This window comes from Hypericibacter sp., from assembly GCF_050729195.1.
GTDB lineage: Bacteria > Pseudomonadota > Alphaproteobacteria > Dongiales > Dongiaceae > Hypericibacter.
Map to the genome: position 1 here is coordinate 1 of NZ_JBOHKS010000076.1, position 6,709 is coordinate 6,709.

Here is a 6,709-nt window from a genome sequence, read left to right on the forward strand (position 1 = left end):
TCCCCTGCACCGCGTCGCTGCTGTTGGCGAGCTGGAAGCCCTGGGGCGCGGTGAAGGCCAGGCGCAGATCCGCATGCGAGAACTCCCGGCCATGGATGACGCCTTCCTTCGGGTCGTCGCCATAGAGAATGCCGTCGATATGGTCGAGATAGACGTCGCGCTCGAGCTTGGGATCGGGAACCGGCGTCGTCGCCTTGGCTTCCTGGATGGCGCGCTCGACGCGGTCGGTCGTTCGCGGGTGGGTCTGCATGATGTTGAATTGGTCGGCGGTTTCGGGATGGCCCTCGATCGTGGCCTCGAGCTTGGCGTCCGCCTCCAGGCTGGAGAGGAAGGCCGCCATGGCCTGCGGATCGTAGCTCGCGCGCGAAAGGTAGCGCACGCCGAGCTGGTCGGCCTGGAACTCCTGATCGCGCGAATAGCTCTGCAGCCAGGCTTGCGCGCCGTAGCCGGCGAGATTGGTCAGTCCCTGGCTGCCGGTGAGGACACCGAGACCGACAAGGCCGATCTGCGCCAGCATGCCTTCGCTGTAGCGCTGGGCCGAGTGGCGCGCGGTGATATGGCCGATCTCATGCGAAAGCACGCCCGCGACCTCCGCCTCGTTGTTGGCGAGCGCCAGCAGGCCGCGTGTGATGTAGATGTAGCCGCCGGGGACGGCGAAGGCGTTGACGATGGGCGAGTCCAGCACCGTGAAGGTGAATTTGAGATCGGGCCGCTCCGACTTGGCCGCGAGGCTGGTGCCGAGGTTCTGGATGTAGGACTGGAGCTCGGGCGTGCCATAGGCGCCGCCGAATTCCTTCAGCACTTCCGGATGGCTCTGCGCGCCGATCTTCGTCTCGTCCGATTCCGACATGAAGCCGGTGAAGGTGGGCTGGCCCGTGGCGGGATTGACGCTGCAGGCGCCCAGCAGCGAGGCGGTGAGCAGAAGAGCGGCGGCGGCCAGTTGGCGGAGCGGGAGTCTCATTCCTCGAGGACCTCGATCTGTTCGGGATGCGTCACATCGATCAACGGGCCATTGAAGGATTTTATCCAGCCCCTGACGCGAAGGCGACGCCCCTCCCATGTCAACGGATCGAGCCCGGCCGCTTTGAACAGCTTCAGCGCCTGGGCGTCGATCGCAACGGTGAAGTCGGTCTTCCAATCGGTGCCGAAATTGAGATAGAGGCGCGATTGCGGCTTGGCCGCGGTCACCACACGCCCCTCGACCAGCTGGTAACTGTCGACCATATCCGCGAGTTCCCCCGGATCGCGGATGCGATAGAAGGAATTTGCCCAAATACCGCGCCGCGCCGCGCGCGCCTCCTGCTCATAAGTCAGCAGTTCTGTCGCCAGCGCCCGGTTGTCCGGAAAGCTGTAGGCGCGGGCCATGCCGGCCTGGATCAGCGCCGCCTGGATCCAGAGCCCGTCCTCGCGTTCGAGCTGGGCCAGCGTGCGGCCATGGCGATCCACCGTGGCGCCGCCGGCGAAGAGCTTGAGGGTCCGGCCCTCGGTCATGCGTTCGAGCGTTTGCTTGGCGTCCTCGGCCAGCGGCCAGGTCGGAAAATTGGGCCGGCCCAGCGGCAGCTTCGGTGCCTGGATTCCAACCAGCCTGACCTCGCGCCCATCCTCGAGCAGCAGGGTGTCGCCATCGACCACGCTCACCACCTTGCTTTCTCCCAGCGCGGTGAGACCCGCCTCGGGCAAGGCCGGGTCTTCCGCTCGCGCGGGTGTGATCATGAACAGGCAAAACAGGCCGAAAACTGCGACCCTGAGGGGGGCTGTCAGCCGGTCGCGCCCTGATATAGTGGGCGCCCCCGCCGGGTCCCGCACCCGGCGGATCCGTATGAATAATGGCCAAAGGGCAGATTGCATGGCTGACGGCGCTTTCTATCCGCAGATTGATCCCTATGACTCCGGCATGCTCGCCGTGGGCGGTCCGCATCAACTCTACTGGGAACAATCGGGCAATCCCAAGGGCATCCCAGTCGTCTTCCTCCATGGCGGCCCGGGCGCCGGGGCCAGCCCCGCCCATCGCCGCTTCTTCGACCCGGCCCATTATCGCATCGTGATCTTCGATCAACGCGGCGCCGGCCGCTCCAAGCCGCTGGGCGAGATTCATGAGAACAATACGCCCGCCCTCGTGGCCGACATCGAGCGGCTGCGCGAGCATCTGAAGATCCAGCGCTGGCATGTGTTCGGCGGGTCCTGGGGCTCGACGCTTGCCATCGCCTATGCCGAGCATCATCCCGAGCGCGTCATGGCGCTCTGCCTGCGCGGCATCTTCCTCTGCCGGCGCAGCGAGATCGACTGGTTCCTCTATGGCATCCGTCACTTCATGCCCGAGGCCTGGCGCGAATTCGCCGAGCATATTCCGGCCTCCGAGCGCCATGACCTCTTGCGCGCCTATTACAAGCGGCTGACCGATCCGAGCCCGGAGATCTACATGCCGGCGGCGCGGCGCTGGTCGATCTATGAGGCGCGCTGCTGCACCTTGCTGCCGAGCCCCGAGACGGTCGAGGCTTTCTCGAGCGACGTGGTGGCGCTCGGCATTGCCCGCATGGAAGCGCATTACTTCTCGCACGACATCTTTCTGCCGGAGAATTTCCTGCTCGAGAATATCGGCCGCATCCGCCATATCCCGACCGTGGTGGTGCAGGGTCGCTACGATCTCGTCTGCCCGCCCGACACGGCCGACGATCTTCGGCGCGCCTGGTCGGAAGTCGATTTCACCATGGTGCCCGACGCCGGCCATTCGGCGATGGAGCCCGGCATCCGCGCCAGCCTGGTCTCGGCGATGGATCGATTCCGCAGCATCAAATAGGCGACGCGAGGAGCTTCGCATGGCCAAAAGCGATGTGGTGATGATCACCGGTGCCACCGGCAATCTCGGCCGCGCGGTGGCGTCGGCTTTCGCCAAGCAGGGCGCGCGGCTCTGCCTGGTCGCGCGTGAGCAGGGTGATCTTGGGCCCTACAAGAAAGAAGGCGCCGCCGACGTCCTCGCCTGTCCGGCCGATCTCCTGGACGCGAAGGCGGTCGAGGCGGCTGTGGCCAAGGCGATCGAACGCTTCGGGCAGATCGACGTGCTTTGCAATGTCGCCGGCGGTTTCGCCATGGGCGAGCCGGTGCATGAGATCGACGCCAAGGGCTGGGCCCATATGATGGAGCTCAATGCCGGCTCGGTCTTGCGCGTCTCGCACGCCGTGGTGCCGGGTATGCTGGCGCGCAAGAGCGGCAAGATCGTCAATATCGGCGCTTACGGGGCGCTCAGCGGCAAGGCGCATATGGGCGCCTATATCGCCTCCAAGAGCGCGGTCATCCGCCTGACCGAAAGCATGGCCGCGGAGCTGCGCGATTCCGGCATCAATGTGAACTGCGTCCTGCCCAGCATCATCGACACGCCGGAGAATCGGCAGGCCATGCCCAAGGCCAACCCGGCGAAATGGGTGGCGCCCGAAGCGTTGGCCGACGTGATCCTGTTCCTGGCATCGCCCGCGGCGCGCGCGATCCATGGCGCGGCGCTGCCGGTGGTGGGCCTGAGCTGACGGGCCCCGATCGGGCGCGCTAGATCTCGACCTGCGCGCCCATCTCGACCACCTGTCCCGGTGGGATGTCGAAGAAGGCCGTCGCATTCATGGCGGTCGCTGCGAGCGCGATGAAGAGCCGCTCCTGCCAGAAAGGCAGGCCCGGCCTGCTCGACGGAATCAAGGTCTCGCGGCCGATGAAGAACGAGGTCGTCATCATGTCGGTGGCGAGGCCCTGCTTGCGCGCCGCTTCGAGGGCCGCCGGCACGTTGGGATCCTGCATATAGCCGTAGCGCACGGTCGCGCGGAAGAACCCCTTGCCCAGCCGCTCGACCAGGATGCGCTGGTCGGGGGGCACATGCGGCAGATCCTCGATGATGACCCGCAACAGGACATTGCGCTCATGCAGCACCATGTTGTGTTTCATGTTGTGCAGCATGGCGCGGGGCACGACGGTCGGGTCGCCGGTCATGAAGACGGCGGTCCGCGCGATGCGCATCGGTGAGGCCTCGAGCCGCGCGAGGAAAGGCTCCAGCTTCAGCCCCTCGCCATAGAGCTTTTCATAGACGACCTTCCGGCCGCGCCGCCAGGTCGCCATGACGAAGATCGCCATCCCGCCCGCGAGCAGCGGAAACCAGCCGCCATTCGGAATCTTGAGCAGGGTCGAGCCGAAGAAGAGCAGATCGATGCCGAGCAGCGCGCCGAACAGCGGCAGCACCACCAGCCAGCTCCAGTTCCACAGATGGCGGGCGACGATCGCGGCGAGGATCGTGGTGGCCGACATGGTGCCGGTCACGGCGATGCCATAGGCGCCGGCCAGATTGTTCGACGAGCCGAAGCCCAGCACCAGGGTCAGCACGCCGATCATCAGGATCCAGTTCACGCGCGGCACATAGATCTGGCCGATCTCGGTCGCCGAGGTGTGGCGGACCTCCATGCGCGGGACATAGTCGAGCTGGATCGCCTGGCGGGTGAGCGAGAAGCTGCCGGAGATCACGGCCTGCGAGGCGATGACAGTCGCGATCGTGGCCAGCACCACCAGCGGGATGAGGCCCCAGGCCGGTGCCTGTAGGAAGAAGGGGTCGGAGGCGGCGCCCGGATTACGCAGCACCAGCGAGGCCTGGCCCAGATAATTCAGCGCCAGGGCCGGCAGCACGAAACGCAACCAGGCGGCGCGGATCGGCGAGCGGCCGAAATGCCCCATATCGGCATAGAGCGCCTCGGCGCCGGTGACCGTCAGCACCACGGCGCCCAGGATCGCCAGGGCTTTCCAACCGCCGGCCGCGAGCAACGTCAGGCCATGGACGGGATTGATCGCGCGGAGCACGCCCGGCTCCTCGATGACATTGATGAGCCCCAGGATCGCGAGGACGGCGAACCAGACCACCATGATCGGGCCGAACAGGCGCCCGACCAGCGCCGTGCCGTGCGACTGGATCAGGAACAGCCCGACCAGGATGGCGACGGCGCAGGGCACGACATAGGGTTGGAACGAGGGCGCGATCACCTCCAGGCCTTCGACCGCGCTCAAGACCGAGATCGCCGGGGTGATCAGCCCGTCGCCATAGAAGAGCGCGACGCCGATGATGGCGAGCGAGATCATGAAGAGGCGGCGTCCCCGCGACGATTTCAGCCGCAGCGCCAGGGCCGCCAGCGACAGGATTCCGCCCTCGCCGCGATTGTCGGCCCGCATGATGAGGAGGACATATTTGATCGTGACGACGATGATGAGGACCCAGAGCGTCAGCGACGCCACGCCCAGCACCGTTTCCGGCCAGGTCAGGCTTCCCGGTGCCGCCGCCAGGGATTCGCGGAAGGCATAGATCGGGCTGGTGCCGATATCGCCATAGACGATGCCGAGCGCGCCGACGACCAGCGCGGAGTTACGCACCGGCTTCTCCGTGACGGTTTCGCCGCCGGCACTCATGGATCGGTTTTCCCCCGCTGATCTCATGACGATCGATTCGCCCATCGACCGGCAAGCCGCGGATGGTAAAGGGATCGTCGGTGCTGTGCCAGAGGCGAGGTCCCGGCCGGCGATCCTTGAAACGCGGCGCTTTTGCCGCTCCGATCCCCCATGTCGAGGCGATTGCGCGGCTCCGCCTCTGCCGCTAGCTTCGCCTCCCACGGTGTCCCCGTAGCTCAGCCGGATAGAGCAACAGTTTCCTAAACTGTGGGTCGGGTGTTCGAGTCACCCCGGGGACGCCAATCCCTCCGCAAAATCGCTGCTGGCGCACGCACTGATTCGAGCGCCATGACGCCTGTCTCGATGCCGCTTGGGAGCTCGGCTTGACGGGCTCGCGGCAAGGTATTACATTTACAAAAATGTAATGGAGGCAAAAATGGACTCCGCCATCACCAGCAAGGGCCAGGCGACGATTCCCAAGGCCATTCGGGACCATCTTCGGCTGAAGCCGGGCGACCGGATCAAATTCTTCGTGCACCCGGATGGCAGCGTCGTTCTTTTGCCCAAGGTCCCCGCGGCCGCATTGCGGGGAATTGTTAAGAGCCGGCGGCGGCCCGTGACAATCGAGGAAATGCGCAAAGCCGCTGCTGCCGGCGCTGCCGAGAGCATGCCGCGCAGCAAGCGCCGATGATCGGCCTCGACACCAATATTCTCGTCCGATATCTGGCGCAGGACGATCCGATCCAATCGCCCATTGCTTCGGATCTCATTGAACGACGTTTGACCGAGGAGAATCCTGGTTTCATCAGCGTTGTGGCGATGGCCGAGATTGTATGGGTCCTCGAGCGCGCCTATGGCCTTCCGGACCCGGACATTGCTGAGGCTATCGAGCGGACATTGCAAGCCGATGTCCTCGTGGTCGAGAGCGAACAGGAAATCTTTACGGCCATGATCGCGCTCAAAGAAGGGCGCGGCTCCTTCGCGGATGCCCTGATCGGCGCGCTCGGGACCAAGGCAGGCTGCCTACGCACCCTCACTTTTGACCGCGACGCTGCCCATCTTTCCGGCTTCGAGCTTCTATAGGTCGTGTTCGCTGATTCCCCCGGCGGGCAAAGTCATTCCTGCGGCAATCGCAGCTCGCGCGCCGAGGCGGCGACCGCGTCGCGATCGGCATAGACCCAATCGCCCGGCTTCACCGTGAGGCCCGCGAAGCTGAGCGGCACGCCCGTCAGCCCGCCGATCTCGAGCTCGCCGCGCCGGGCCGTGGTGCCCAGCGCCTTGACCCCGAAATCGAGCGCGTCGATGC

7 protein-coding genes, 1 tRNA gene and 1 pseudogene are annotated in these 6,709 nt (G+C 65.5%); 5 read left to right on the forward strand and 4 right to left on the reverse strand.

Annotated features, from left to right (window positions below; translation table 11 throughout):
* Both ACREE8_RS06020 and ACREE8_RS06025 read right to left on the reverse strand, forming a co-directional pair.
* On the reverse strand, positions 1-961 hold a 961-nt coding region (locus ACREE8_RS06020), incomplete at its 3' end, for a M48 family metalloprotease (protein ID WP_431572078.1).
* Positions 958-1,680, reverse strand: a complete 723-nt coding sequence (locus ACREE8_RS06025) for a thermonuclease family protein (RefSeq protein WP_431572079.1) — start codon at positions 1,678-1,680, stop codon at positions 958-960. The genes ACREE8_RS06020 and ACREE8_RS06025, both read right to left, overlap by 4 nt.
* 166 nt (positions 1,681-1,846) lie before the next feature.
* Here ACREE8_RS06025 and pip point away from each other — a divergent pair, with 166 nt between their 5' ends.
* Both pip and ACREE8_RS06035 read left to right on the forward strand, forming a co-directional pair.
* On the forward strand, positions 1,847-2,797 hold the full coding sequence (gene pip / locus ACREE8_RS06030) for a prolyl aminopeptidase (protein ID WP_431572080.1): 951 nt from the start codon (positions 1,847-1,849) through the stop codon (positions 2,795-2,797).
* 19 nt (positions 2,798-2,816) lie between these two features.
* Positions 2,817-3,518, forward strand: a complete 702-nt coding sequence (locus ACREE8_RS06035; protein WP_431572081.1) for an SDR family NAD(P)-dependent oxidoreductase — start codon at positions 2,817-2,819, stop codon at positions 3,516-3,518.
* A gap of 19 nt (positions 3,519-3,537) precedes the next feature.
* On the opposite strand, the gene ACREE8_RS06040 is transcribed toward ACREE8_RS06035, so the two are convergent.
* On the reverse strand, positions 3,538-5,424 hold the full coding sequence (locus ACREE8_RS06040) for a potassium transporter Kup (RefSeq protein WP_431572082.1): 1,887 nt from the start codon (positions 5,422-5,424) through the stop codon (positions 3,538-3,540).
* A 204-nt stretch (positions 5,425-5,628) separates the two neighbouring features.
* Here ACREE8_RS06040 and ACREE8_RS06045 point away from each other — a divergent pair.
* From ACREE8_RS06045 to ACREE8_RS06055, 3 genes are all read left to right on the forward strand, one after another.
* Positions 5,629-5,705: transfer RNA gene (locus tag ACREE8_RS06045), tRNA-Arg, on the forward strand.
* 68 nt (positions 5,706-5,773) lie between these two features.
* Positions 5,774-6,094 (forward strand): AbrB/MazE/SpoVT family DNA-binding domain-containing protein, encoded by a 321-nt coding sequence (locus tag ACREE8_RS06050; protein WP_431572083.1) that lies wholly within the window; start codon positions 5,774-5,776, stop codon positions 6,092-6,094.
* Complete coding sequence (locus ACREE8_RS06055; RefSeq protein WP_431572084.1) at positions 6,091-6,486, forward strand: PIN domain-containing protein; 396 nt, start codon at positions 6,091-6,093, stop codon at positions 6,484-6,486. Before ACREE8_RS06050 ends, ACREE8_RS06055 begins: the two co-directional genes overlap by 4 nt.
* Positions 6,487-6,518: 32 nt before the next feature.
* Here the strand turns inward: ACREE8_RS06055 and ACREE8_RS06060 are convergent.
* A pseudogene (locus tag ACREE8_RS06060) lies at positions 6,519-6,709 on the reverse strand (ribonuclease E activity regulator RraA); the annotation flags it as partial.